The sequence below is a fragment of the Sinomonas sp. R1AF57 genome, from assembly GCF_002224485.1.
GTDB classification, from domain to species: Bacteria; Actinomycetota; Actinomycetes; order Actinomycetales; family Micrococcaceae; genus Sinomonas; species Sinomonas flava.
Map to the genome: position 1 here is coordinate 1487357 of NZ_CP022463.1, position 24898 is coordinate 1512254.

Consider the following 24898-nt stretch of genomic DNA (forward strand, 5'->3'; position numbering starts at 1 on the left):
GCGTCAGAGGGGGTGACGTCGGCAGGGGTGGCGGTCAGCCGGCGACGTCGTGGAGGTGGTGCTCGACGTCGTGCAGGAAGTACCGGGCGAGCGTCACCACCGTGAACTCGCTTCCGTTGCTGCGCAGCCCCCGGCGCGCGAAGGCGTCTTGGGGTACAGCGCCGAACGCGTCGCGGGCCAGCGCACCCTCCTCGGCGAGCTCGGCCCGCACGGAGTCCGGGTCAGAGGCCCCGTAGTCCTTCTCGAGCGCTGTCGCGTCCTGGTCCCAGTCCGCGAACCGCGCGCCGTCCTCGGCGAGCATGAGCCCCAGCCTGGTCCGGAAGAGCCCGAACACGTCTCGTACATGGCAGCCGTACTCGAGGGGCGACCACGTCGACTCGTTCGGCCGGTCGCGCACGTCCGCGCGCTGCAGCGCCGCGTCCCAGCGCGGAAGCGCCGCGTCGACGCGTCCTGCGACGTCCTGGGGCGTCAGCTCGTCCGGGTCGAAGCCGCACTCCGGGCAGGGCCGCTCGAGCACCCAGGTCCAGTCCTTCGTGTCAGGGGTGATCGCCATGGCCGCAGTCTAGCCCCGGCCCACGGGCACTGGCCCCTCAGGGCCACCTGCCGTCGTCTCTGGTACGCACGACGTCGGCGACGCGCCCACGCACGCCGGCCCCGCGCCGTCGTGCGTACCTGAGATGCTGCTGAGGCAAAACTCGCGTACCCGAGACGGTGGTGGGGCGAATTTCGCGTACCCGAGACGGGTCAGGCGAAGCTCGGGCCGACCTCGTCCACGGACTGCGTGAGCGGCACGCCGGAGCCGTCGCGGCGGCCGTGCTCGCTCGGCAGGGAGCGGGCCACGCCGGCCGACGACGAGGCCTTGGCCGGACCGCGGCCCACCCACGCCAGCACGAGCCGGTCCTCGCCCTTGAGGAATCGGTGCGACCGGACCCCGCCGGTGGCGCGACCCTTGGCCGGGTATTCGTCGAACGGAGTGACCTTCGCCGTTCCCGGAGACGTCCCGGGCAGCGCGGAGCCGCTTCCGGCGATTGTGACGACGACGGCGCTCCCGCCGCCGCCCTCGCCCGAGCCGTCGCCGGCGTCGGGAGCAGCGACGACGCCGAAGAAGACCGCCGAGTCCCCGGCTGCGAGCTTGACGCCCGCCATGCCGCCTGCGGCCCGGCCCTGTGGCCGCACCGACGAGGCGAGGTACCGCAGCAGCTGCCCCTGGGCGGTGACGAAGACCAGCGTGTCCTCGTCCGCCGCCGGAGCCGCGCCGATGACCCTGTCCCCATCCTTGAGCGCGATCCCGTCCCAGTCCTCGCGGTTGAGCGGGTACTCCGGGGTCACCCGCTTGACGACGCCCTGGGCGGTGCCGAGGGCGATGACGGTGTCGAGCGGCACGAGGGCCACCAAGGACTCGTCCTTGGCGAGAGTCATGAACTCCTTGGCCGCGACGCCTCCGGCCATGTTGGGCAGGCCGGATGAGGGCTCGAGGAGCGGGAGGTCCACCGCCTGCAGGCGCAGCATGCGGCCGGTGGACGTCACGGCACCGAGCTCGCCGCGCGCCGTCGTGCGCACCACGGAGCGGAACACGTCGTGCCGGACGCGTGGCCCCGACTCGGCGAGCGGCTCGGCGTGCGCGGTCCGCGCGATGAGGCCGGAGGCGGACAGGATGGCCCAGCAGGGCTCGTCCGCGATCTCGAGGGCGAGCGGGGCGGCCTTCCCCTTCGGGGCCGGCAGGGCGGCGGCGGAGCCCTTGGGGGTGTCGTCCTCCTTCTCGAGGAGGACCGTGCGGCGCGGCGTGCCGTACTTGGCGGCCACTTCGCCGAGCTCGTCCGAGACGACCTGGCGCAGGAGCGTGTCGGAGCCCAGGATGGCCTCGAGTTCGGCGATCTCCCGGCGGAGCTCGTCCTGCTCCTTCTCGAGCTCGATCCGCGAGTACTTCGTCAGCTGGCGCAGGCGCAGCTCGAGGATGTAGTTGGCCTGGACCTCGGTCAGGTCGTAGATCGACATGAGCCGCTCGCGCGCCGCCGATGCCTCGTCCGAGGTGCGGATGATCTGGATGACCTCGTCGATGTCCATGATCGCGACGAGGAGGCCCTCGACCAGGTGCAGGCGGTCCTTCCGCTTCCCGAGGCGGAACGCGGTGCGGCGGCGCACCACCGAGAGCCGGTGGTCCACGTACACGCGCAGCAGCCCCAGCAGGCCGAGGGTCTGCGGCTGGCCGTCGACCAGCGTGACGTTGTTGATGCCGAAGGAGTCCTCGAGGGGCGTGTAGCGGTACAGCTGCGCGAGCACGGCCTGGGGGTTGAAGCCGTTCTTGACCTCGATGACGAGCCGCAGCCCGTGCTTGCGGTCCGTGAGGTCGGTGACGTCCGAGATGCCGGCGAGCTTCTTCGAGCCCACCGCATCCTTGATCTTCTCGATGACCTTCTCCGGGCCCACCATGTAGGGCAGCTCCGTCACGACCAGCCCGGTGCGGCGGGCGGAGACCTGCTCGACGGTGACCTTGGCGCGCGTCTTGAACGAGCCGCGCCCGGTCCGGTAGGCGTCCCGGATGCCGTCCAGCCCCACGATGCGGCCGCCCGAGGGCAGGTCCGGCCCGGGGACGAGCTCCATGACCTCCTCGAGGGTGGCCTCCGGGTTCGCGATCACGAGCTGGGCCGCGGCGACGACCTCGGTGAGGTTGTGCGGCACCATGTTGGTCGCCATCCCGACCGCGATGCCCGTCGTCCCGTTGACGAGGAGATTCGGGAACGCGGCCGGAAGGACCTCCGGCTGGGTGAGCTGGTTGTCGTAGTTCGGGACGAAGTCGACGACGTCCTCGTCCAGGCTGTCCGTGAGCGCGAGCGACGCCGCGGCCATCCGTGCCTCGGTGTACCGCGCGGCCGCGGGCCCGTCGTCGAGCGAGCCGAAGTTCCCGTGGCCGTCGATGAGCGGCAGCCGGAGCGCGAAGTCCTGCGCGAGCCGCACCATGGCGTCGTAGATCGCGGCGTCACCGTGCGGGTGCAGCTTGCCCATGACCTCGCCCACTACCCGGGCGCTCTTCACATGCCCGCGGTCCGGGCGCAGGCCCATCTCGCTCATCATGTAGAGGATGCGCCGCTGGACGGGCTTGAGGCCGTCGCGGGCGTCCGGGAGGGCCCGGGAGTAGATCACGGAGTAGGCGTACTCCAGGAAGGAGGTCTCCATCTCCTCGGCGACATCGATGTCGGTGATGTTCTCCGCGAAGTCGTCGGGTTCGGGGAGAGTGTCCGCACCGGTGGAGCGGGGAGATTGTCGACGTGCCAAGACTGGGTGGATCCTTCGCTTCTGCTGAGACGGGCCTGAACTAGGCTAAGCCTATGGCGGACCAGGGCTCTGACACCGGATTTCCTCTGCACAGCGTCGTTCCCCTGAACGGAGCGTATCCGCACCACTGGGAGGCCGACGTGGTGCTGCGGGACGGCGGCACCGCCCATCTCCGCCCCATCAGGCCCGAGGACGCCGAGGCGCTCCAGGACTTCCACGTGCACCAGTCCGAGGGGTCGATCTACCTCCGCTTCTTCAGCTACAAGGCCCGCCTCACCGCAGCTGAGCTCAAGCGCTTCACCGAGGTCGACCACCGCGACCGTGTGGCCCTCGTCATCACGGTCGGCGACGAGATCATCGGCGTGGGACGGTACGACAGGCTCTCGGACCCGGCCGAAGCCGAGGTGGCGTTCAACATCTCCGACCGCCACCAGGGCCGCGGCCTCGGCTCGATCCTGCTCGAGCACCTCGCCGCCGCCGCGCGCGAGAACCACATCCGGCGGTTCACCGCCGAGGTCCTGCCCGAGAACCGCAAGATGCTCACGGTGTTCGCGGAGGCCGGGTACGCCCTGAACCGGCACTTCGACGAAGGCGTCGTCAGCGTCGAGTTCGAGATCGACCCGACGGAGAAGTCGCGCGCGGTCATGGAATCCCGCGAGCACCGCGCCGAGGCGCGCAGCGTGCTCGGCCTCCTCGCGCCGTCGTCCATTGCGGTGATCGGGGCCAGCCGCACGTGGGGGACCCTGGGCTACCAGCTCCTCGAGCACGTGGTCGAGGGAGGCTTCGCCGGGCGCGTGCACGCGGTCAACCCGGAGGCGCTCGAGCTGGGCGGGATGATGGCGTACGGGACGATCGCCGAAGTGCCGGACCCGGTCGACGTCGCGGTCATCGCCGTGCCGTACGCGGAAGTCCCCGACGTCGTCGCGCAGTGCGGGGCCGCGGGCGTGAAGGGAGCCGTGATCGCCTCGGGCGGCTTCGCCGAGCGCGGGGAGGAGGGCCTCGCCACGCAGCGCGAGATCGTCCGGCACGCCCGCTCGCAGGGAATGCGTGTGGTGGGTCCCGAGTCCCTCGGGATCGCCAACACCGACCCGGACGTGCGGCTGAACGCCTCCCTCGCCCCCCACCTGCCGCGCCAGGGCAGCCTCGGGCTGTTCAGCCAGTCGGCCTCGATCGGGGTCGCCCTCTACGCGGCAGCGGACCGGCGGTTCCTCGGCTTCTCCTCGATCGTCTCCGCGGGCAACCGCGCCGACGTCTCCGGCAACGACCTCATGCAGTACTGGGAGGACGATGTCGCCACGGGCGCGGTGGGCCTCTACCTCGAGTCGTTCGGCAATCCGCGCAAGTTCTCCCGGATCGCCCGCCGCCTCGCCCGCAGCAAGCCGGTCATCGTGGCCAAGAGCGAGGTGACGGGCCTGCGCCTGCCGCCGGGGCATTCTGTCCGCACGACCCAGGCGCCGCCCGGAGCCCTCGACGCGATGCTGCGCCAGGCCGGCGTCATCCGTGTGAGCACGGTCGAGCAGCTCGTCGACGTCGCCCAGATCGCCGTGGGCACCCTCCCGGCGGGCCCGAACGTGGCGGTGCTGTCCAACTCGCTCGCCCTTGCGCGGGTCGTGGCCGACGGCGCCGAGGCCGACGGGCTGCGCGTCGTCGCCTCCGAGGGCGACCTCGACCTGTCCCAGGGCCTCTCGCTGGCCCTGCCAGCGCTCAAGCGCCGGCTCGTGGCACTCGCCGCCCGCGAGGACGTGCACGCCGTCGTCGTGGCGATCCTCCCCGTCCAGGGACTCCGCGTGCCGCAGGTCGCCGCGACGCTCGCCGAGGCGGCGGAAAGCTCGGGGACGACGGTCGTCGCGGCCTTCCCCGGTGTGCTGGACCGGCGCGTGGACACCGCCGGCCTCCTGCCCGCCCCGACCGGCGCCGCGGACGCCCAGCTCGGCGCGCCCCAGGTCCCCAGCTACTCGAGTGCGGGGGAGGCCGTCGCGGCGCTCGCCGCCGTCGTCCGCTACACCGAGTGGCTCGCCCGGGACCCTGGCGCCCCCTTCGAGGCGGAGCACGACGACGACGCCGCGGACGCGCTCATCGAGGCCCGGCTCGCCGGGGTCGAGGGGACGGAGCTCGTGCGCCTCGGGGCGGACGACGCCGCACGCCTCCTCGGGTGCTACGGCATCCCCGTGCTGGCAGCCCGCCCCGTCACGAGCGCGGACGAGGCGGTCGCGGCCGCCGACGCCCTCGGCTGGCCGGTCGCCATCAAGTCCGCCGCCGCGAACCTCAGGCACCGGCTCGACCTCGGGGCGGTGCGCCTCGACGTCACCGACGCGGACGCGCTGCGCGCCGCGTTCGCCCAGATGGGCCAGTCGCTCGCGCCGTACGGCGGCGGCCACTTCGAGATCCAGCGGATGGCGCCGGTGGGCCAGGCCTGCGTCGTGCGCGCGATCGAGGACCCGCTGCTGGGGCCGGTGCTCTCGTTCGGCCTCGCGGGGGACGCCGTGTCCCTCCTCGAGGACTGGGCGCACCGCATCACGCCGCTCACCAGCGGGGACATCCGCGAGATCGTCCGTTCGCCCCGCGCCGCCGTGAAGCTGTTCGGCCACGAGGGCCTCCCCGCCCTCGACGTCGCGGCGGTCGAGGACCTCGTGGGCCGCGTGTCCCTGCTCAAGGACCGGCACCCGGAAGTGTCGCTGCTCGAGCTCAAGCCCGTCGTCGTGAGCGAGACGGGGCTCACGGTGCTCTCGGCGGAGGTCTGGGTCGGGAACGCCGCGCGGCGCATGGACAGCGCGCGGCGGGCCATGATCGCGCAGTAGCCCGCGCCGTCGTGCGCCGGAGCCGGAGACGGCGGGCGGTTTTGGGAAGCCCCGGAGGCGTCTGGGAGAATGGCGCCCATGACCCACAACGCGTCCGGTGGTCCCGCAGGCCAGCAGTTCCGCGGAACCCCGGGGGAGACCCTCACGTCTGCCCTCGAGAGGACGGGGTTCTACCCGCGCCTCGTCGGCGACGTCGTCGAGGACGCCCTCGGCGGCAGGGTCCCGCTGTCCCACCTGACCCACCTCGAGACGCACTTCGAGCGCTCCGAGGTCCGCCGCCACGTGACGGTGCTGGTCCTCACCGACGACATGCTCGTCGTGACCCATGTCGACGAGGCCCCCCTCGACGACGCGGGACACCGCATGTCCGCGCAGGTCTCCACCGAGTCCGTTCCGGTCTCGCAGATCGCCACCGTCGTGCTCTCCTACGTCTACGCCCAGCCCGCCGAGTACGCTCCCGGGGACCCGGTGCGCGAGGTGACCCTTGCGATCGCCTGGAGCGGCGGCCAGCGAGTGGACCTCGTGCCCGCCGGGTGCGGCGACCCCCAGTGCGAGGCCGACCACGGCTACACCGGCACGATCGCCCAGGAGGACCTCGTCCTGCGGATCAGCGCCGAGGCGGACGGGCCGCGCGCGGTGGACGACGCCAGGGAGTTCGCGCGGCTCCTGCGCGCCGTCAACACCGGCACGCCGCCCGCTCCCGTGGGCCGCCCGCGGCTCGCCTCCCCATTCTCCCCTCGGGGCCTGCGCGGCCACGGTGGCCGGTAGATGGCCGGAACACCGCTCCCGCCGCCTCCCGCCTACGGCTCCCGCTCGATCGCCGACCTCCTGCCCAGCTGTGCCGCCGCGCTCGGCGCCGAGGGCTTCGACAACGTCCTCGGCCTGCCCGGCGTGCCCCAGATCTGCCTCGTCATGGTGGACGGGCTGGGACGGGCCCTCCTGACGCGCAAGGCCGCGCACACCCCGTTCCTGCGCGAGAAGCTTGCCGCGGGGCAGGGCTCCATCCCCGTGGCGCTCGACGCGGCCTTCCCCTCCACCACGGCTGCGTCCCTCGCGAGCCTCGGCACGGGGGTCCCGCCGGGCCAGCACGGCATGGTCGGCTACGACGTCCTCGCCCCGCACCTCGACCGCGTGGTCAACCAGCTCAACGGCTGGGACCCGGAGGTCGACCCGGACCGCTGGCAGCCCTTCCCCACTGTGTTCGAGCGGCTCCAGCCCGAGATCCACGTCGCGACCGTGAGCCTGCCGCAGTTCGAGGGCTCGGCCATGACGCGCGCCGCGCTGCGCGGCGGCGAGTTCATCGGCGCCGGCAGCCTCCACGAGCGCACGACGGCGGCCGCCGGGGCCATGGCGCGCCACCCCCGCATGCTGGCCTACTTCTACCTCAACGAGCTCGACAAAGCGGGCCACCAGTTCGGCTGCGCCTCTCCCGAATGGGAGGTCGCGCTCGAGGAGGTGGACTCGTGCGTGCGGCGCCTCGACGCCCAGCTGCCCGCGGGCGCCCTCGTGCTCGTCGTGGGAGACCACGGCATGGTAGACATCGCCGCGCCGCGCCGGGTCGACTTCGGCGCCGAGCCCGAGCTCACGGCAGGGGTCCGGCACACCGCCGGGGAGCCCCGCATGGTGCACCTCCACTTGGAGGACGGGACGGACGACGCCGCCCGTGCGGCCGTCGTGGGGCGGTGGCAGGAGCGCTTCGGGAACCAGGCGTGGGTGCTCACCCGCGACGAGGCGGTGGGACACGGCCTCTTCGGCGAGGTGTCCGAGACGGTGCTGCCCAGGATCGGTGACGTGATCGTGGCCGCGCACGGCGACATCGCGCTCTTCGACGGCCGCCGCGTGCGGCCGCAGGCCTTCGACATGGTCGGCCAGCACGGGTCGTGGACGAAGGCCGAGCGCCAGGTGCCGCTCGTGGCGTTCCGCGCGCGCGGTCCGCTCACGTCGAAGCGGAGGCGCCGTGGCTGAGCTCGTCTTCTTCACGGGCACGATGGACAGCGGCAAGTCGACCCTGGCCCTCCAGATGGACTACAACCACCGTGCGGGCGGCCGTCGGGGGCTCCTCTTCACGAGCCGGGACCGCTCGGGCGAGGCGGTCATCTCGAGTCGGCTCGGGCTGCGCACCCCCGCCATCGAGGTCGCGGCGGCGTCGAGCTTCTGGGACGAGGTGGTGCGGCGGCGCACGCATGCCGCCGAGGTCGACTACCTCATCTGCGACGAGGCCCAGTTCTACACCGCGGCCCAGGTCGAGGAGCTCGCACGGGTCGTGGACGAGCTCGATGTCGACGTGTACGCGTTCGGGATCGGCACGGACTTCCGGGCGCGGCTGTTCGAGGGGTCGCGGAGGCTCGTCGAGCTCGCGGACCGCGTCGAGACGCTCCAGGTCCCGACGCTGTGCTGGTGCGGGCGGCGGGCGACGCACAATGCGCGCACCGTGGACGGGCGGATGGTCCTGACCGGGGAGCAGGTCGTCGTCGCCGACATCGCCGGCCGCGGACCTGCCCCCGCCGAGGCCGGTGACCAGGGCGCTGTGGGGTACGAGACCCTGTGCCGGCGGCACTACATGGCGGGCCGGACGGCGTCGGACGCCAACGTCCTGGGGGAGGCGGAGCAGCTCCTGCCCTTCGGCGACTAGGTGCCTCGATGGACGGACTTCAGGGGGCTGGGCCTGAGGGGCCGTCTGCGTCAGTCGCCCTTGGTCCCGAAGACGATCTCGTCCCAGCTGGGGACCGAGGACCGCTTTGGCCGCGACGACCTGCGCGGCTGCGGCTCCGGGGGCGGGGCAGCCGCGCTGCCCGTTGGCGCGGGACGCTCGGCGGGGCCCGATCGGCCGGCGTCCGAAGGCCTCGGAGATTCGGGGCGGCCCGGGGGGTCCGTCCGACGGGCAGGCTCGTCGCGCCCGGGCGAGCGGGTGCCGCCTGGGCCGTCCTCCGCATCGGGCGCACTGCCCTCGGGCTCGCCAGGCTCCGGGGCGGCCTCGCCCCGGGGCGGCGCGGTGGGGACGAGTGTGATCTCGCGCGTGGCGGTGCTCAGCCCGGGCCGGAGGCCGAGGTGCCCCTGGTCGTCCTCCGGCGCGCGGCCGTTGAGCCGCGAGAGCAGCGACGTGATGCCGCCCCGCTGGACCGGGGCGGGCTCCGGCGGCTCGGGTGTGGCGGGCTGCGGCGTCTGGCCGGCACCGGACGCTGCCTCGTCCTCCGGGGCCTGAGCGTGGGCGAGGCCGGCGCTGTCCCCGGCGCTCTCACCCTCGCCGGCGTCCCTCACCTCGGACGGCCGCGGGTGGGCCGCCGGGATGCCGTGCGTGAGGAGCAGGGCGAGGGCATCATCGGCGTCCTCGTCCACGCCGAGCCGCTGTCCGCGTCGGGCGCGGAGCATGTCCAGGAGTTCCCCCTCGCGGTCCAGAGCCGGCTCGGCCCGCGGCGATTCGGGGGCCTCGACGTCGAAGGGGTGGTCGGAGACCGCGGACAGCCGGCGGCGCGGGGAGGGGCCATCGAGCGGCTCCAGCTCGCTGAGCTGCTGTGCCCAGCGGTTCGCGTTCGTGATCGTCCGGTGGACGGGATGGTAGGTCCACAGTGCGGGGGGCTCCTCGCCGATCGAGGCGGGCGCCCCGGCGGGCAGGGCGAAGCGGGCCACCACCGTCCACTGGCCGTCGGGACGGCGCCACGAGTCCCACTCGGCCTGGGCGGCGTCCACCCCGTGGAGCGAGAGCCGGTAGGCCACCATTTCCCCGAGCGTTGCCGGTTCGTAGGCGGCTGGGCCGCGCAGGGTGTCGTGGGAGGGCAGGTGCCCCGGGACCTCAACCGCCTGGGCGCGGCGCACGATGTGCTCCCGCTCCGCCAGCACGGGCCCCTCGTAGCGCTGGACGCGGGCCAGCGGGACGCCGGAGCGCTCGGCGACCTCCTCGGCGGTCGCGCCGGCGCGGATCTCCGCCTGGATCTGGCGCGGCGAGAGGTCCGTGCCCTCGCCGCCCGCGCGCAGGGGACGCTGGGGTGCGGGACGCGAGACGGCGCGGCGCAGGGCCTCGTCGAGGGAGAGCCGGAAGGTCTCCCCGTTCGCGCCGCTCAATATGAGGTGCGCGCCGTCCTCGTGGACGCCGACGAGCCGCAGCTCCTGCACATTCCCGTGCGCCAGGTCCCGCATTGAAGCCTCCACCCTTGCTCAGTCCTTGAGAAGAACTGTGCCATCCTGCCACGCGATTCCGAGGGTAGGTAGCCGGTGTGCCGCGATTTTCCGGCGCTCTGGCGCCTCCGGCGCGCGCTGTCCGGCACGCGGGGGTCGGCCCGCGAGGAACCGCGATCGGGAATGTTCCGGGGCGGAGTGGCGTTTTGGGCCGACATCGGGAACAATCTCCCCGTCACTGGGCACAAAACGGGGGCCGAGTGCGTTGGAACGGAACTACGTGGAATGCCACGTGACATTGCTAGCTACCGGAGCGTGAACGAAGAACTATGGCGACCGACTACGATGCGCCGCGCAAGAACGAGGAAGAGCTCAACGAGGATTCGATCGAGGAGCTGAAGACCCGCCGCACCGACAAGCAGTCTGCATCGGTGGACGAGGACGAGGCGGAGGCCGCGGACAGCTACGAGCTCCCTGGTGCCGATCTCTCCGGCGAGGAGCTCCTCGTGCGCGTGCTGCCGGCACAGGCAGACGAATTCACGTGTGCCTCGTGCTTCCTGGTCCGCCACCGCTCCCAGATCGCGAGGGAACGGAACGGACTGCTGTACTGCAAGGAATGCGAAGGCTGACACTGCGCAGGGACCGCTCCCTGCCGGACAGCGCGGCCCCGGTGCTCAGCACCGGGGCCGCTCCTGTCTCCGGACCGCATCTCATGCAGGCCGCGTCCGCTGCAGGCCGCGCCTCCCGCCGGCAGCGCGCGTCAGGCCGCGAGGGCGGCCACGAGCCTGTCCGGGTGGCGGGTCGAGACGAGCCAATAGGGAGTGGGGTCCTCCGGGTCCGTGAGCTCGACCCTGACGACGGGGGAGATCCACCCGCGGATGCAGAGGTAGGCGAGGGCGTTGAGCGCCGGCCCGCGCTGGGCGGTCGCGGCGTCGCCGTCGAACGCCTCCGCTGACCCGGCGAACCGCCGCGGGAGTGAGGCGCGCCCCGCCGTGAACGCCTCGGCTGTCACGGTGATGGCCGGGGTCGTGGCGATGAGCGCGGCCACGAGCACTGCAAGCAGGATCACGGCCGCCGTGAAGCCGGCGGCGAGGCTGATCGGGGCGAAGACGAGGATTCCCGCAGCGGACACGCCAAGGGCCACGACCCAGACCCACCACGCCGGCCACAGCCGCTCCCTGTAGAGGACGGTGTCGGCAGGGCTCGGGCGGCCGCCCGGGGCGGGGGTAGTGGCGTCAGGCATGGATCCAGCTTTCCACCCGGGCGCCGCGGCGGCCAAACCGGTGCCCCGCTAGAGTGGACGGGTGAGCCAGATGCACGAAACCACGCCGACCGTCCAGGACCCCGTCTGGGAGCCGACCCTCGACGTCCAGCTGAGGATGCTCGACGACGGGCTCGAGCCGCCGTCGTACGCCCACCCCGGGGATGCGGGCGCGGACCTCCGTGCCCGGGTGGACGTCACCCTCGGCCCGGGTGAGCGCGCGCTCGTCCCGACGGGGGTCAGCATCGCGCTCCCGTTCGGCTACGTCGCGCTCATCCACCCCCGCTCGGGCCTCGCGACGAAGCACGGCCTCACCGTCGTCAACGCCCCCGGGACGGTCGACGCCGGGTACCGGGGCGAGATCGCCGTGACCCTGCTCAACACCGACCTCGCCGCACCGGTTGCGCTGCGGCGCGGCGATAGAATTGCCCAAATGGTGATCCAGCGCGTCGAGCACGCGCGGTTCGTCCCTGTCGACGACCTGTCCGCGTCCGTGCGCGGCGAAGGGGGCTTCGGCTCGACCGGCGGGTTCGCGGCCACCTAGGCACGCCCTCCACGAGGGACGCGATGGGGGCCGGCCCTGACCCCGCACGGGCCGGCATGACTAAGGAGTATTGAGTGGCGCTGTTCGGACGTGGCAAGAACACCAAGCTGACGGCCGAGGACCCCTCGGTGCTTGGCCAGCCCAAGGACCGCCGTGCAGAGCCGGACAAGAGCGGCTACGGCCGCCCGCAGAAGGGCCCGTTCGATGCGAGCGAGGCCGACACGGACTCCGGCTATGTCGACCTCGGCTCGATCCTGGTCCGTCCGGCCGACGGGCTCCAGCTGCGCCTCGAACTCGAGGAGGCGACCCAGCGGGTGGTGGCCGTGACCATGGACCTCAACGGCTCAAGCCTCCAGCTCCAGGCCTTCGCCGCCCCCCGGTCCGAGGGGCTGTGGGGGGAGATCAGGGCGCAGATCGCCCAGTCGGTGGCCAGCCAGGGCGGCACCGTCGAGGAGGCCGAGGGCTCGTTCGGCACCGAGCTGCTCGCGCGGCTGCCCGCGGACGCGTCGGGCGGGAGCCGGTCGTACCGCGCCGCCCGCTTCATGGGTGTCGACGGCCCCCGCTGGTTCCTGCGCGGCGTGATCGGCGGTCCGGCTGCCGAGAACCGCGAGGCCGCAGCCCCGCTCGAGGAGCTGTTCCGCCACGTCGTGGTCGACCGCGGCGAGTCCCCGCTCCCGCCCCGCGAGCTCCTGCCGCTGCGTATCCCGGCCGACGCCTCGCCGAACGACGGCGGCGCAGCAGGGACCTCGGCTCCCCAGGCCCCGGAGCGCGGCCCGGAGATCACGCATCTTGGCTGACGGCGCCGGGCCGCGCTGGCTCGAGGACTTCGGCGACGCGCCGGACAGGGGGCTCGTGGCCGGAGAGGGCACCGTGAGGTCGCTCACCTTCGTCCCCGCGGACGCCACGCCCCAGCTGACCGCCATGCTCGAGGACGACCGCCATCGCCCGGGCCACGGCCGTGCGCTCCGCCTGGTCTGGCTGGGCAGGCGACGGATCAGCGGCATCGCCGCCGGGACGCGCCTGCGATTCTCGGGGATGCTCGCCCACGAGAACGCCATGCCGACCGTCTACAACCCCCGCTACGAGATCCTGGCCCAGGAGGACTGACGGTGAGCACAGCCGACGACAACCGCCCGCAGGCGCCGGACCCCCGCCCGCAGGCGCCCAGCGCCGCTGACCTTGCCGCCGCCTACGCGGCGCAGGCCGGCCTGCATCGTCACGACGACGGCCGGATCGACGTGCTCCGCAGCGCGGGGGGCGTCCGGGGCCTCGCCGAGAGCATCCTGCCGGGCCTCGTGTTCCTCGTGGCGTTCACGGTTGCCCGTGACCTCGTGCTCTCGGCCGTGCTGGCCCTCGCGGTGGCGGCCGTCTTCGTCGTCGTGCGGCTCGTGGGACGCACGCGTCCCACCCAGGCGTTCGCGGGCGTGGTCGGCATCGCCGTCTCGGCGGCGCTCGCGCTGTTCACGGGGCGCGCCGAGGACTTCTACGTCACTGGGTTCTTCACGAACGCGGGCTACGCGGCCGCGCTCGTGCTGTCGATAGCCCTCAGGTGGCCGCTCATGGGGGTCGTCTTCGGCTTCCTGCGCAACGAGGGCGTCCGATGGCGGGACAGCCCCGTCCGCGCCCGCCAGTACCGCCTCGCCACGTGGATCATGGCGGCCGTCCTCGCTCTGCGGCTCGTGGTCCAGGTCCCGCTCTACTTCATGGGCGACGCCGGTCTCGTCGCCCTCGGCACCACGCGGCTCCTCATGGGCGTCCCCCTGTACGCGCTCGGCGTGTGGGTGGCCTGGCTCGTGTCGCGGCCGATCCCGGGGCGGTAGGCGTCCTCACCCGTCGAAGGCGTCGTCCTCGTCGGCCGTCTCCTCGGCTTCTCGGGCAGGTACCGGGGCACCGGCGGCGGGCGCGAGCAGGGCCCGGAGCTCGTCCTCTGCCTGGATCGTGGTGAGGAAGAAGAGCTCGTCGCGGTGGTCGATCACGTCGTCGATGCTCGGCGCGATCGGCGCCTGGTCGCGCAGGATGGCCACGAGGGTGCAGTCCGACGGCCAGTCGATCTGCCCGACCGTGCTTCCGATGATGGCCGACCCGCCCGGGACGGTGAACTCGACGAGGGACGAGACGCCGGTCTGGAGCGTGAGGAGGCGCACGACGTCGCCGATCTCCACCGCCTCCTCGACGAGCGCGGTCATGAGCCGCGGCGTGTTGACCGCGACGTCCACGCCCCACGAGCCGTCGAACATCCAGTCGTTCTTCGGATTGTTCACGCGGCCCACTGTGCGGCCCACCCCGAACTCCGTCTTGGCCAGGAGCGAGACGACGAGATTGACCTTGTCGTCGCCGGTCGCCGAGACCACGACGTCGGCCTCGTCGACGCGCGCCTCCTTCAGGGTCGACAGCTCGCAGGCGTCGCCGATGAGCCACTTGGCCCCCCTCAGCCCGCTGCGGCCGATCACCTCGGGCTTCGGGTCGACGAGGAGGACCTCGTGGCGGTGCGCGAGGAGCTCCCGTGCGATCGAGCTGCCGACGCTGCCCGCCCCGGCGATGATGACCTTCACTTACGACTCCTTAACGGGGGCCATGGACAGGGCGCGGGTCACCTCTGCGGCGTCCGCCATGTTCATCATGACGTGGACGGTGTCGCCCTCCTGGTAGCTGGTGGTCGGCGTGGGCAGCATGCCCTCGCCGAAGCGCGTGAGGTAGGCGACCCGGACGCGGGCCGCCTTCTCGATCGCCGAAAGCGGGTGCCCGAGCCATTCGGGCGCGAGGTCCACCTCGGTCAGCACCAGGCGGCCGGAGGGCTCGCGGAAGTCTCCGGAGACCCCCGACTCCGGGAGGATGCGGCGCAGGACCTGGTCGGCGCTCCAGCGCACCGCGGCCACGGTGGGGATCCCGAGGCGCTGGTAGATCTCGGCCCGGCCCGGGTCGTAGATGCGTGCGACGACATGGGGGACGTGGAACGTCTCGCGGGCCACGCGGGTGGCGAGGATGTTCGAGTTGTCCCCGCTCGAGACGGCGGCGAAGGCGTACGCCTCCTCGATGCCGGCCTGCTTCATCGTGTCCCGGTCGAAGCCGATGCCCGTGACCTTGCGGCCCGCAAACGTCCGGCGCAGCCGGCGGAAGGCCCGGTCGTCCTGATCGATGATCGCGACAGAGTGCCCGGAGTCCTCGAGCGTGTGGGCGAGCGTGACGCCGACGCGCCCGCAGCCCATGATCACGTAGTGCGCCATGCTGCCAAATCTACCGCGCCATGACATCCGCGGCCCTTTGCGCATAACGTGTCAGGGTGCTGACGATTCTCAACTCGGTCAAGCGCGTGATCGTCGGCCGCGCGCTGCGCAACGACCGGCTCTCGCACACCCTCCTGCCGAAGCGCATCGCGCTGCCCATCTTCGCCTCCGACGCGCTCTCCTCGGTCGCCTATGCGCCGGACGAGATCTTCCTCACCCTCGCCCTCGCGGGTGTCTCCGCCGTCGCGCTGTCCCCGTGGGTGGGGCTCGCCGTCATGCTCGTGCTGCTGACGGTCGTCGCGTCCTACCGGCAGAACGTCCACGCCTACCCGTCCGGGGGCGGCGACTACGAGATCGCCACCGAGAACCTGGGCCGGTTCGCGGGCCTGACCGTTGCGAGCGCCCTCCTCGTGGACTACGTGCTCACCGTCGCGGTGTCGATGTCCTCCGCCGCGACCTACCTGACCACCGCGATCCCGTCCCTGCACGGCACCCAGGCGATCATCGCCGTCGTGGGCGTCCTGATCCTCGCGCTCGTGAACCTGCGCGGCATCAGGGAAGCCGGCACGGTGTTCGCCGTCCCGACCTACCTCTTCATGATCTCGATCCTGGGCATGACGGCCGTGGGGATCATCCAGTGGCTCACGGGCACCCTGCGGCCTTCCCAGAGCGCCGACTTCACGATCGTGCCGGTGCCCGAGTTCGACCAGGGGCTCGTGGGCCTGGCCGGGGGGTTCCTGCTCCTGCGCGCGTTCTCCTCGGGCGCCGCGGCGCTCACCGGCGTCGAGGCGATCAGCAACGGCGTGCCGAACTTCCGCCCACCCAAGAGCAGGAACGCCGCGACGACCCTCCTCATGCTCGGTGCCGTCGCCGCGTCCATGCTGGCCGGCATCATCTTCCTGGCCAACGCGACCCGCGTCCACGTCGTGCAGGATCCCGCCACAGAGCTGCTCCAGAACGGCAGGCCGCTCGCCGCCGACTACATCCAGACTCCCGTGATCGGCCAGATCGCCGACTCGGTCTTCGGGGCCGGCAGCATCGCGTTCTACATCGTCGTGGCGGCGACGGGCGTGATCCTCGTCTTCGCCTCCAACACGGCCTTCAACGGCTTCCCGGTGCTCGGCTCGATCCTGGCCCAGGACGGGTACCTCCCGCGGCAGCTGCGCACCCGCGGCGACCGCCTCGCCTTCAGCAACGGCGTGCTGGCGCTCGCGGCCGGCGCGATCATCCTCATCGTCGCGTTCGACGCCGATGTGACGCGGCTCATCCAGCTCTACATCGTCGGAGTGTTCGTCTCCTTCACTGCGAGCCAGCTCGGCATGATCCGGCACTGGACGCGCGAGCTCAAGCGGGTGAAGGACCGCGGGGTCCGCGTGCGGATGCAGCGGTCGCGCGTGATCAACACGATCGGCTTCGCGATGACGGCCACGGTGCTCGTGATCGTCCTCATCACGAAGTTCGAGCACGGTGCCTGGATCGCGCTCCTGGCGATGTTCGTGCTGTTCCTCATCATGTGGAGCATCCACGCCCACTACGCGAACGTCGCGAGGGAGCTCGCTGTCGGCGACGACGTGTCGGCCCGTGCGCTCCCCAGCCGCGTCCACGCCGTCCTCCTCGTCTCGCACATCCGCAAGCCAGTGCTCCGTGCCCTCGCCTACGCCCGCGCGTCGCGGCCCTCGCGCCTGGACGCCGTCACCGTGGACATCAGCGCCGAGGAGACGGCCCAGACCGTGGCCGACTGGGAGAAGCTCGGGATCCCCGTCCCACTGACGGTCCTCGCGAGCCCCTACCGCGAGACGATCACCCCGCTCATGGACTACATCCGCAACATCCACCGCGAGTCGCCGCGGGACCTCATCGTCGTGTACATCCCGGAGTACGTGGTGGGGAAGTGGTGGGAGCAGCTCGTGCACAACCAGACGGCGCTGCGGATCAAGGCGCGGCTGCACTTCGAGCCCGGGGTCATGGTGGCGTCCGTTCCATGGCAGCTGAAGTCGAGCGAGGAAGCCAGGAGGCTGCAGGAGCTGTGAGTGTGACCGAGACAGCACGGCAGGAGCGTGTCATCGAGCTGCGGCTGGGACCCGTTGCCCATGGAGGGCACGTCGTCGCGCGGCACGAGGGGAGGGTGGTGTTCGTGCGCCACGGTATCCCCGGCGAGCTCGCGCGCGTGGCCCTCACCGACGCCGAGGAGGGCGCCAAGTTCTGGCGGGGGGACGTCGTCGAGGTCCTCGAGGCGTCGCCCCACCGGAGGGAGCACGTCTGGGACCTTGCCGACTCGCTGCGCGCCCACACCCAGGGCCGGCTTCCCGTGGGCGGGGCCGAGTTCGGCCACATCGCCCTCGACGAGCAGCGGCGTCTGAAGGCCGCCGTCATCCGCGAGCAGCTCGAGCGGCTCGCCCACCTCGAGCGGGACATCGTGGTCGAGCCGGTGCCCCTCCGACCGGGTGCGGCGGACGACGGCGGCGGGCTGGCCTGGCGCACGCGCTGCAGCTTCGCCGTCACGCCCGAGGGGCGGCTCGCCATGCACGCGCACCGGTCTGAGGAGCTCATCCCGGTCACCGGGATGCCGCTCGCGACGGATGAGATCAATGCCTTGCGCCTGTGGGAGCTGGACCTGCGCGGCGTCGAACGCGTCGAGGTCGCGGCGCCGGCGTCGGGGTCGGCGCCGCTGGTCGTGTTCACCCTGGCCGAGGGGGTGGCGCCCGCGCGGCTCACGGAGATCCTGGACGGGCTCGACCCTGCGGTGTCGGCCAGCGCGGTCGGCTCCGCCGCCCTCGGACCCGGGGCCGCGCGCTCGCCGCTCACCGTGCGGGGCCGTGGATCCGTCACCGAGCACGTCCTCGGCCACCACTACACCGTCACTGGAGAGGGCTTCTGGCAGATCCACCGACGGGCCCCCGAGACGCTCGTCACCGCCGTCCTCGACGCGCTCGACGGCGTGCTGGCGCCCGGCGGGCAGGTCGCCGACCTCTACGCCGGGGCCGGCCTCTTCACTGCGCCCCTGGCCGCCGCGGTGGGCCACGGCGGCTATGTCCTCTCGGTCGAAGGGTCGCCGGGGACGAGCCGCGACGCGCGCCGGACTTTCAAGCGGCAGCCCGAGGTCGCCGTCGTCCAGGGCCGGGTGGAGCGGGTGCTGCGCACCCACGGGGGACCGGGCGCGTTCGACGCCGTCGTCCTCGATCCGCCCAGGGCCGGAGCGGGCCGCGAGGCGGTGCGGCAGCTGGTCGCGGCCGAGCCGAAGGCGATCGCCTATGTCGCGTGCGACCCGGCCTCGTTCGCCCGCGACCTGGGCTGGTTCCGGGACGCCGGCTGGACACTGGGGAGCCTGAGGGCGTTCGACCTCTACCCCATGACGCATCACGTCGAATCGGTCGCACTCCTGCTGCCTCCGGGCGGGGCGAACTGAGGGCCAGCGAACTAGGATGGGCCGCGAGAGCCATCGCGGCCCAGGCTCGCATGCGCCGCCCGGGGGTAAGGCATGCCTAACTAGAACCTCGCTGGGGCCGGGACAAAGATGGCAGTGTTGCGAGAGGAGTCCTGCATTGAGCACTGTGGACAGCTTCGGAGCCAAAGGCGTCCTGAACGTCGGCGGAACCGAGTACGAAATTTTCCGGCTGAACTCCGTGGAAGGCGCCCAAAGCCTCCCCTTCAGCCTCAAGGTCCTGCTGGAGAACCTTCTCCGCACTGAGGACGGCGCGAACATCACCGCGGACCACATCCGCGCGCTTGCCGGCTGGGACCCCAACGCCCAGCCCAACACCGAGATCCAGTTCACTCCGGCCCGCGTCATCATGCAGGACTTCACTGGCGTGCCCTGCGTCGTTGACCTCGCGACGATGCGAGAGGCCGTCAAGGAGCTCGGCGGCGATCCCACGCGCGTGAACCCGCTGGCCCCCGCGGAGCTCGTGATCGACCACTCGGTCCAGATCGACGTGTTCGGCAACGCCGGCGCGATCGAGCGCAACATGGAGATCGAGTACCAGCGCAACGGTGAGCGCTACCAGTTCCTGCGCTGGGGCCAGACCGCGTTCGAGGACTTCAAGGTCGTCCCCCCGGGCATGGGCATCGTGCACCAGGTCAACATCGAATACCTGGCCCGCACCGTGATGACCCGTGAAGTCAACGGCGCCCTGCGCGCCTACCCCGACACCCTCGTCGGGACCGACTCGCACACGACCATGGTCAACGGCCTCGGCGTGCTCGGCTGGGGCGTCGGCGGCATCGAGGCCGAGGCGGCCATGCTCGGCCAGCCCGTCTCGATGCTCATCCCGCGCGTGGTCGGCTTCAAGCTCTCGGGCGAGATCCCGGCGGGCGCCACCGCGACCGACGTCGTGCTCACGATCACCGAGATGCTGCGCAAGCACGGCGTCGTCGGCAAGTTCGTCGAGTTCTACGGCGAGGGCGTCGCGGCGGTGCCGCTTGCCAACCGCGCCACCATCGGCAACATGAGCCCCGAGTTCGGCTCGACCGCGGCGATGTTCCCGATCGACGGCGTCACGCTCGACTACCTGCGCCTCACCGGCCGCTCCGAGGAGAACGTCGCCCTCGTCGAGGCGTACGCCAAGGAGCAGGGCCTGTGGCACGACCCGTCGCGCGAGCTCCGCTTCTCGGAGTACCTCGAGCTCGACCTCGGGACCGTGGTCCCGTCGATCTCCGGCCCGAAGCGTCCCCAGGACCGCATCGAGCTCAGCGACGCGAAGGAGCAGTTCCGCAAGGACCTGCACAACTACGTCCAGGTCGGCAACGGCCGTCCCGAGGCCGGCAGCGTCGACGAGACGATCGACGAGTCCTTCCCGGCCTCCGATGCCCCGACCACGACCGAGGCCGACAGCCACGTCCACGAGACGGCCCGCCTGGCCAACCCGCTTGAGTCCGCGGCGTCGAACGCCTTCGGCCGCCCCTCGCAGCCCACCCACGTCACGATGGGCGACGGCCGCGAGTTCGAGCTCGACCACGGCGCGGTCTCGATCGCCTCGATCACCTCGTGCACCAACACGTCGAACCCGTCGGTCATGCTCGCCGCCGCCGTGCTCGCGCGCAACGCCGTCGAGAAGGGCCTGACCTCGAAGCCGTGGGTCAAGACCTCGGTCGCCCCCGGCTCCAAGGTCGTCACGGACTACTACGAGAAGTCCGGCCTCGTCCCGTACCTCGAGAAGCTCGGCTTCTTCACCGTCGGCTACGGCTGCACGACCTGCATCGGCAACTCGGGCCCGCTCGAGTCCGAGATCTCCGAGGCCGTCCAGGCCAACGACCTCTCGGTCACGGCGGTCCTCTCGGGCAACCGCAACTTCGAGGGCCGCATCAACCCGGACGTGAAGATGAACTACCTCGCGTCGCCGCCGCTCGTCATCGCGTACGCCCTCGCGGGCACGATGGACTTCGACTTCGACACGGACGCCCTGGGCCAGGACCAGGACGGCAACGATGTCTTCCTCAAGGACATCTGGCCGAACCCGCGCGAGGTGCAGGAGGTCATGGACGCGTCCATCGACCAGGACATGTTCACCAACTCCTACGCGACGATCTTCGACGGCGACGAGCGCTGGCAGTCGCTCCCGACGCCGACCGGCGACACCTTCGAGTGGGACGAGAAGTCCACCTACGTCCGCAAGCCCCCGTACTTCGAGGGCATGAAGGCGCAGCCGGACCCCGTCTCGGACATCTCCGGTGCGCGCGTCCTCCTCAAGCTGGGCGACTCGGTCACGACCGACCACATCTCCCCGGCCGGTTCGTTCAAGTCGGACACCCCCGCGGGCCAGTACCTCCTGGCCAACGGCGTGGAGCGCAAGGACTTCAACTCCTACGGCTCCCGCCGCGGCAACCACGAGGTCATGATCCGCGGAACCTTCGCGAACATCCGCATCAAGAACCAGCTCCTCGACGGCGTCGAGGGCGGGTTCACGAAGGACTTCACGCAGGACGGCGCCCCGCAGGCCTACGTCTACGACGCCGCGATGAACTACCAGAAGGCTGGCACCCCGCTCGTGGTCCTTGCGGGCAAGGAGTACGGCTCCGGGTCCTCGCGCGACTGGGCGGCGAAGGGCACCGCGCTCCTCGGCGTCAAGGCCGTCATCGCCGAGAGCTACGAGCGCATCCACCGCTCCAACCTCATCGGCATGGGCGTCCTCCCGCTGCAGTTCCCGGCGGGCGAATCCGCTGCGACGCTCGGCCTCACGGGCAACGAGGTGTTCTCCGTAGAGGGCATCACGGCGCTCAACGACGGCACGACCCCGGCCACCGTGAAGGTGACCGCGACGGCAGAGGACGGCTCCGAGAAGTCCTTCGACGCCGTCGTGCGCATCGACACGCCCGGCGAGGCGGACTACTACCGCAACGGCGGCATCCTGCAGTACGTGCTTCGCCAGATCTCGGCGAACTGAGCGGACTGACGCCCCCTGGGCGTCGGACCTGACCACGAAGGGCCCCCACCGTCTCCCGGTGGGGGCCCTTCCCTGTCCCGCAGGCCGAGCCGAGGAAGCGCTACAGTTGTTCGTGCACATTTCGAGCAAGGAGTCGCCCTTGGGCATCTTGGAGTCCATCGAGGGTCCGAAGGACCTCAACCGCCTCAGCGCGGCCGAGCTCGAGGACGCGGCCGAGGAGATCCGGCAGTTCCTGATCCGCACGGTGTCCCAGACGGGCGGCCACCTCGGACCGAACCTCGGCGTCGTCGAGCTCACGCTCGCGCTCCACCGGGTGTTCGACTCGCCGCGCGACAGCATCGTCTTCGACACCGGGCACCAGTCCTACGTGCACAAGCTCGTGACCGGCCGCAAGGACTTCTCCACCCTCCGCCAGCAGGGGGGCCTCTCCGGCTACCCCTCGCGGGCCGAGAGCGTGCACGACATCGTCGAGTCCTCGCACGCATCCTCCTCCCTGTCCTGGGCCGACGGCATCTCCCGTGCCCGCAAGCTCACCGGCGAGGGCGACCGCTACACCGTGGTCGTCATCGGCGACGGGGCCCTCACCGGCGGCATGTCGTGGGAGGCGCTGAACAACATCGCGGCGGACAAGGACCGGCGGGTGGTGATCGTGGTCAACGACAACGGCCGCTCCTACGCGCCTACCGTCGGCGGCGTCGCCGACTACCTGGCCTCGATGAGGCCCGCGATCGACAAGGTCCGCACCACCGCGGCGTACGAGGGCATGCTGGAGCTCGCCAAGCGCCGCCTCAAGAACGGCGGGCCGCTCGGCCAGTTCGTCTACAAGGGCCTGCACGCGACCAAGAAGGGCCTCAAGGACTGGTGGGCGCCCCAGGGGATGTTCGAGGACCTGGGCCTGAAGTACGTCGGCCCGGTGGACGGCCACGACCTGCGCGCCCTCGAGGAGGCGCTCGCCACCGCGAAGAACTTCGCCGGACCCGTGATCGTCCACGCCATCACGGAGAAGGGCCACGGCTACGCTCCGGCGCGCAACCACGAGGCCGACCAGTTCCACGCGGTCGGCGTGATCGATCCCGAGACCGGGGCGCCTGCCGAGACGGGCGGGGGCACATCGTGGACGAGCGTCTTCGCCGACGAGATCGCCGCGATCGCGGACGAGCGCGAGGACGTCGTCGGGATCACGGGGGCGATGCTCATTCCCGTGGGCCTGCACAAGTTCGCCGCGCGGCACCCCGACCGCGTGTTCGACGTGGGCATCGCCGAGCAGCACGCGGTCGCGTCCGCGGCCGGCATTGCGTTCGGCGGCCTCCACCCCGTCGTCGCCCTCTACGCGACCTTCCTCAACCGCGCGTACGACCAGCTCCTCATGGACGTCGCGCTCCACAAGGCCGGCGTGACCCTTGTCCTGGACAGGGCCGGCGTCACCGGCCCCGACGGGGCAAGCCACCATGGGCAGTGGGACATGGCGCTCGTGCAGAGCATCCCGGGCCTGCACCTCGCAGCGCCGCGGGACGCTTCCCGCCTGCGCGAGGAGCTCCGCGAGGCCGTCGCCATCGACAACGCCCCGACCGTGGTCCGCTTCTCGAAGGGCACCGTGGGCGCGGAGACCGAGGCGATCGAGCGGCTCGACGACGGCGTGGACATCCTCGCCCGGGCCGGCCACGACGCCGGGGGAGGGGCTGGCCCCGACGTCCTGCTCGTCTCCGTGGGCGCCATGAGCGAGATCGCGCTCGATGTGGCGCGGCGCCTCGAGCACCAGGGGATCAGCTCGACCGTCGTCGACCCGCGGTGGGTGCTCCCCGTTCCGCGCAGCCTCATCCGGCTCGCAGCCCGCCACCGCATCGTCGTGTGCCTCGAGGACGGCGTGCGCACGGGCGGAGTGGGCTCGCGCATCCGGCAGGAGATGCGCGCCGCGGGAGTGGACACGGCGCTGAACGAGGTGGGCCTGCCCGCGGAGTTCCTCGACCACGGCACCCGCGCGCAGGTCCTCGAGCGTGTGGGCCTGACACCCCGGCAGATCACGCACGACATCGTCGCGCAGGTCCTCGGCACCAAGGTCCCCTTCGCGCGCCCGCTGCCCGGGCAGCCCGCCCCCTCCACCGGCAGCCTGCCCACGCTGTGACGATCCCGTCTGGGCCTTGGACGCCCGCCCCGCCGGCCGGCGTGGACACGCCCCGACCGGGCGAGCTCGTCGTCGCGCGCAACCGCAAGTGGGACGGCAGTGGGCACTGGGTGGTCCCCGGCTTCAGCCTCGGCGAGGACGAGCACGGCTGGTGGATCTACCAGGGCCGGGGAGAGTTCATCTCCCGCCCGGGCGCCGCGCTGCACACGCGCTCGGACGCGGTCCTGCTCGTGCCCCGGGCCGGGGGCTACGCGGCCACCTTCTACGACGACACCAACCCGGGCGACTTCCGCGTCTACGTGGACCTCGCCTGGGACCTCGCGTGGCACCGCATCGGCGAGCCCGCGGGCCCTGGCCACCCGGGGGTGGTCGAGTTCCACATGGTCGACATGGACCTGGACGTGATCCGGTCCGCCCACCACGGGGTGTTCGTCGACGACGAGGACGAGTTCGAAGAGCACCGCCGCGAGCTCGCCTACCCCCAGGAGCTCGTGGCCGCCGTCCGCGCGGAGTGCGCGCGCATCCACCGGGCGGTGCTGGACGGCACCGGCCCCTTCGACGGAACCGCCGACGCCTGGATGGCGCGCGGCCGGAAGGAGAACGCATGAGCTACACGAGGCTGTACAGGCGCACCGAGGACGGGACGCTCGAGTTCCGCGAGGCCTGGTACGACGACGAGGCAGCCCAGTTCGTGGTCAACCACGGCACGGTGGGCCACCAGTCGAAGACCCAGGAGACGGACGACGTCGGCGCTGACGCCGGCGAGGCGCTTCTGGCCGCCTTCGAGGCACAGTGCGCCGAGGACGGCTACGGCCCGGTGCCCGAGGACCAGCTGTGGCGGGTCGTCGCCCAGTTCGCACTCAAGACCGCCGAGGGCACTGAGCGGGACAGGCACCTCGAGCGGCAGGCGGTCCAGGCGCTGTCGGCCCACCTGGCCTGGCGCGGACTCGGGACGGTCGAGGGCAGCTCGATCGGCGCTGGGAAGCTCAACGTCTTCGCGACCTGCGTCGACTCCGGCAAGGCCGTCACGGCGGTCAAGACCTGCCTGCGCGAGGCCACGAGCGACTTCACGAAGCTCTCGATCGCCGTCGCGCCGGCCACTGACCCGGAGGCCTTCAGGCTCAAGCACGCACCCGCCGGGGTCCGCGGCTTCTCGCTGTAGGACCGGCGCTGCCGCGGATCG

Annotated in this window: 21 protein-coding genes; 15 read left to right on the forward strand and 6 right to left on the reverse strand. The window is 71.9% G+C overall.

Translation table 11 applies throughout. The annotated features are described in order from the left end of the window. Positions 1–34: 34 nt before the first annotated feature. Together CGQ25_RS06780 and CGQ25_RS06785 are read right to left on the reverse strand one after the other, a co-directional pair. A complete protein-coding gene (locus CGQ25_RS06780) occupies positions 35–553 on the reverse strand; it encodes a DinB family protein (protein ID WP_208712391.1) in 519 nt (172 codons plus the stop codon). Between the two features lie 191 nt (positions 554–744). Continuing rightward, positions 745–3273, reverse strand: a complete 2529-nt coding sequence (locus CGQ25_RS06785) for a DNA topoisomerase (ATP-hydrolyzing) subunit A (protein ID WP_255405628.1) — start codon at positions 3271–3273, stop codon at positions 745–747. A 53-nt stretch (positions 3274–3326) separates the two neighbouring features. On the opposite strand from CGQ25_RS06785, the gene CGQ25_RS06790 reads away from it, so the two are divergent. The 4 genes from CGQ25_RS06790 (at position 3327) to CGQ25_RS06805 (ending at position 8703) form a co-directional block, all read left to right on the forward strand. Further along, the gene (locus tag CGQ25_RS06790; RefSeq protein WP_208712392.1) at positions 3327–6071 is read left to right on the forward strand and encodes a bifunctional GNAT family N-acetyltransferase/acetate--CoA ligase family protein; all 2745 of its coding nucleotides are present in this window, start codon (positions 3327–3329) and stop codon (positions 6069–6071) included. A gap of 78 nt (positions 6072–6149) precedes the next feature. Then, entirely contained in the window at positions 6150–6839 is a 690-nt protein-coding gene (locus tag CGQ25_RS06795; protein ID WP_208712393.1) for a DUF5998 family protein, read from the forward strand. Next, on the forward strand, positions 6840–8036 hold the full coding sequence (locus tag CGQ25_RS06800) for an alkaline phosphatase family protein (protein ID WP_208712394.1): 1197 nt from the start codon (positions 6840–6842) through the stop codon (positions 8034–8036). It begins immediately after the preceding gene. Further along, positions 8029–8703 carry a thymidine kinase gene (locus tag CGQ25_RS06805; RefSeq protein ID WP_208712395.1) on the forward strand — a complete coding sequence of 225 codons (675 nt, stop codon included), beginning with the start codon at positions 8029–8031 and terminating at the stop codon, positions 8701–8703. The genes CGQ25_RS06800 and CGQ25_RS06805 overlap by 8 nt, the downstream gene beginning before the upstream one ends. A 50-nt stretch (positions 8704–8753) precedes the next feature. Here the strand turns inward: CGQ25_RS06805 and sepH are convergent, their stop codons facing one another. Then, positions 8754–10205, reverse strand: coding sequence for a septation protein SepH (gene sepH / locus CGQ25_RS06810; RefSeq protein WP_255405629.1), 1452 nt, complete (start codon positions 10203–10205; stop codon positions 8754–8756). Between the two features lie 308 nt (positions 10206–10513). Here sepH and CGQ25_RS06815 point away from each other — a divergent pair, with 308 nt between their 5' ends. After that, a complete protein-coding gene (locus CGQ25_RS06815) occupies positions 10514–10813 on the forward strand; it encodes a DUF4193 domain-containing protein (RefSeq protein ID WP_208712396.1) in 300 nt (99 codons plus the stop codon). Between the two features lie 131 nt (positions 10814–10944). On the opposite strand, the gene CGQ25_RS06820 is transcribed toward CGQ25_RS06815, so the two are convergent. Continuing rightward, on the reverse strand, positions 10945–11427 hold the full coding sequence (locus CGQ25_RS06820) for a DUF3093 domain-containing protein (protein WP_208712397.1): 483 nt from the start codon (positions 11425–11427) through the stop codon (positions 10945–10947). A gap of 70 nt (positions 11428–11497) precedes the next feature. On the opposite strand from CGQ25_RS06820, the gene dut reads away from it, so the two are divergent. The 4 genes from dut to CGQ25_RS06840 all read left to right on the forward strand — a co-directional run bounded on the left by dut (position 11498) and on the right by CGQ25_RS06840 (position 13809). Beyond that, positions 11498–11989 carry a dUTP diphosphatase gene (gene dut / locus CGQ25_RS06825; RefSeq protein ID WP_208712950.1) on the forward strand — a complete coding sequence of 164 codons (492 nt, stop codon included), beginning with the start codon at positions 11498–11500 and terminating at the stop codon, positions 11987–11989. 74 nt (positions 11990–12063) lie between these two features. After that, a complete protein-coding gene (locus CGQ25_RS06830) occupies positions 12064–12786 on the forward strand; it encodes a DUF3710 domain-containing protein (protein ID WP_255405630.1) in 723 nt (240 codons plus the stop codon). Continuing rightward, positions 12779–13096: an OB-fold nucleic acid binding domain-containing protein gene (locus CGQ25_RS06835; RefSeq protein WP_255405631.1), complete on the forward strand. Its 318-nt coding sequence runs from the start codon at positions 12779–12781 to the stop codon at positions 13094–13096. Before CGQ25_RS06830 ends, CGQ25_RS06835 begins: the two co-directional genes overlap by 8 nt. Then, a complete protein-coding gene (locus CGQ25_RS06840; protein ID WP_369802322.1) occupies positions 13093–13809 on the forward strand; it encodes a DUF3159 domain-containing protein in 717 nt (238 codons plus the stop codon). The genes CGQ25_RS06835 and CGQ25_RS06840 overlap by 4 nt, the downstream gene beginning before the upstream one ends. A 6-nt stretch (positions 13810–13815) precedes the next feature. Here the strand turns inward: CGQ25_RS06840 and CGQ25_RS06845 are convergent, their stop codons facing one another. Both CGQ25_RS06845 and CGQ25_RS06850 read right to left on the reverse strand, forming a co-directional pair. After that, positions 13816–14541, reverse strand: a complete 726-nt coding sequence (locus tag CGQ25_RS06845) for a TrkA family potassium uptake protein (protein WP_208712399.1) — start codon at positions 14539–14541, stop codon at positions 13816–13818. Further along, positions 14542–15213 (reverse strand): TrkA family potassium uptake protein, encoded by a 672-nt coding sequence (locus CGQ25_RS06850; protein ID WP_208712400.1) that lies wholly within the window; start codon positions 15211–15213, stop codon positions 14542–14544. A gap of 56 nt (positions 15214–15269) precedes the next feature. Between CGQ25_RS06850 and CGQ25_RS06855 the strand changes: the two genes are divergently transcribed. From CGQ25_RS06855 to CGQ25_RS06880, 6 genes are all read left to right on the forward strand, one after another. Further along, positions 15270–17243 (forward strand): APC family permease, encoded by a 1974-nt coding sequence (locus tag CGQ25_RS06855; RefSeq protein ID WP_208712401.1) that lies wholly within the window; start codon positions 15270–15272, stop codon positions 17241–17243. Continuing rightward, a complete protein-coding gene (locus tag CGQ25_RS06860) occupies positions 17240–18619 on the forward strand; it encodes a class I SAM-dependent RNA methyltransferase (RefSeq protein ID WP_369802304.1) in 1380 nt (459 codons plus the stop codon). The genes CGQ25_RS06855 and CGQ25_RS06860 overlap by 4 nt, the downstream gene beginning before the upstream one ends. Positions 18620–18755: 136 nt before the next feature. Then, the gene (locus tag CGQ25_RS06865; protein WP_255405636.1) at positions 18756–21593 is read left to right on the forward strand and encodes an aconitate hydratase; all 2838 of its coding nucleotides are present in this window, start codon (positions 18756–18758) and stop codon (positions 21591–21593) included. Between the two features lie 139 nt (positions 21594–21732). Beyond that, positions 21733–23715 carry a 1-deoxy-D-xylulose-5-phosphate synthase gene (gene dxs, locus CGQ25_RS06870; protein ID WP_208712404.1) on the forward strand — a complete coding sequence of 661 codons (1983 nt, stop codon included), beginning with the start codon at positions 21733–21735 and terminating at the stop codon, positions 23713–23715. Further along, positions 23712–24323 carry a DUF402 domain-containing protein gene (locus CGQ25_RS06875; protein WP_255405637.1) on the forward strand — a complete coding sequence of 204 codons (612 nt, stop codon included), beginning with the start codon at positions 23712–23714 and terminating at the stop codon, positions 24321–24323. Before dxs ends, CGQ25_RS06875 begins: the two co-directional genes overlap by 4 nt. Further along, complete coding sequence (locus CGQ25_RS06880; protein WP_208712405.1) at positions 24320–24877, forward strand: hypothetical protein; 558 nt, start codon at positions 24320–24322, stop codon at positions 24875–24877. Before CGQ25_RS06875 ends, CGQ25_RS06880 begins: the two co-directional genes overlap by 4 nt. Positions 24878–24898: the final 21 nt, after the last annotated feature.